The sequence below is a fragment of the Mesorhizobium sp. M0772 genome, assembly GCF_040320135.1.
Lineage (GTDB): Bacteria > Pseudomonadota > Alphaproteobacteria > Rhizobiales > Rhizobiaceae > Mesorhizobium.
In genome coordinates, this window is sequence record NZ_JAMYPB010000113.1 from 1 (window position 1) to 1,435 (window position 1,435).

1 protein-coding gene is annotated in these 1,435 nt (G+C 59.6%); it reads right to left on the reverse strand.

What is annotated here, in order from left to right:
• Positions 1–315: 315 nt before the first annotated feature.
• A complete protein-coding gene (locus NKI06_RS30775) occupies positions 316–1,359 on the reverse strand; it encodes a GntG family PLP-dependent aldolase (protein WP_352987922.1) in 1,044 nt (347 codons plus the stop codon).
• Between the last annotated feature and the right edge of the window lie 76 nt (positions 1,360–1,435).

The window sequence follows — 1,435 nt, forward strand, 5'->3', positions numbered from 1 at the left end:
CGATATGTTCGAAGACTGCGTTCAACGTTTCAGAAGAGGTCATGTCTTTGCTTGTAATAAAAGTGAGAAGCGAGAGGATACAGCCAAGTGGTTAGTAGCAGGCGGCTGCCACAAGATGATTCTTCGTGCCGGCGCGAAGACTCGGTGAGGCGCACGGTGTGATCGTCCCACCACGCACTGCGACTGATTCACCACCCGTACATTCCTATCCTCCCCAATTGCTCTAGCTCCGTTCTCGCCGCATTTACAGGTACGTCAGGTCGCGGGCGAGCCCCGCCATTTTTGCGCAGAACCCGATAAGCCCTTGTGCCCCGGTCAATGTGGCTCCGCCTGCAGAACGGATCGAATGGTGATTGCGGTCGCATCGACCTCGTCGTCGCTGACGAGATAGTGGAGGACGGCGCGAACGACGCCTTCGCGGAGCGTGCCCATCCGCACGCCCTGCTGCGATAGCGCTGACAGGAATTCCGGGGTCGACAGATCGTCCCGTTCAAGCCGGAAGAACACCATGTTCGTATCGATGACGGGGGGCTCGAGGCGGATGCCGGGAATGGCGCCGATTTTCTCCGCCAGCAACTGCGCGCGCCGGTGGTCTTCGATCAGCCGGTCCACCATGGTTTCAAGGGCCACGATACCTGCGCTAGCCATAAATCCGGCTTGGCGAAGTCCGCCCCCCAAGAGCTTCCGATAGCGTCTCACCCGGTCGATGAAGGGCCGTGTTCCGCACACCATGGAGCCGTATGGAGCGGCGAGTCCTTTCGACAGGCTGAACATGATCGAGTCGAAATCCTTCGCCATCTCCGCCGGTGTCCTCTTCGATGCGATAGCCGCATTGAAGATGCGGGCGCCATCGAGATGCAGTGGCAGGCCGTGCTCGTCGGCAAGTTCGCGCACTTCCTTAATATAGGACTCAGGTAGGACACGCCCGCCGCGTTGACAGTGCGGATTCTCCAGCACGATGACCCCTGGCGGCGCGCATTGGTAATCAATCTTGTCGCGGATCGCCGAGCGCAGGTTATCCAGCGACAGCCGTCCGTCGGTTTCTGTTGGCACGGGGTGCAGGACGAGCCCCCCCACCACCGAAACGCTGCCGGCTTCGAAGTCGTAGAGATCGGAGCGATCGCCAACGATCACCTCGTGGCCGCGGGGACAATGCGCGAGCAACGCAGTAAGGTTCCCCTGGCATCCGCTCGATAGGAGAGCCGAGTCTTCCTTGCCCAACATTTCGGCTGCCAATGCTTCAAGGCGGGTTAACGTCGGGTCTTCACCGTAACCGGCATCGCCGACTTCCGCGTTAAACATCGCGTGCCGCATCTCTTGGGTGGGAAGGGTTACGGTATCGCTGAGCAAATCTATCATAATTCTCTCCCAGAAGTGGCGTTGCCTATCTTTTGCAAAACGGACCCTCGGCGCCGTTCCGCCTCGATCCAGCAAT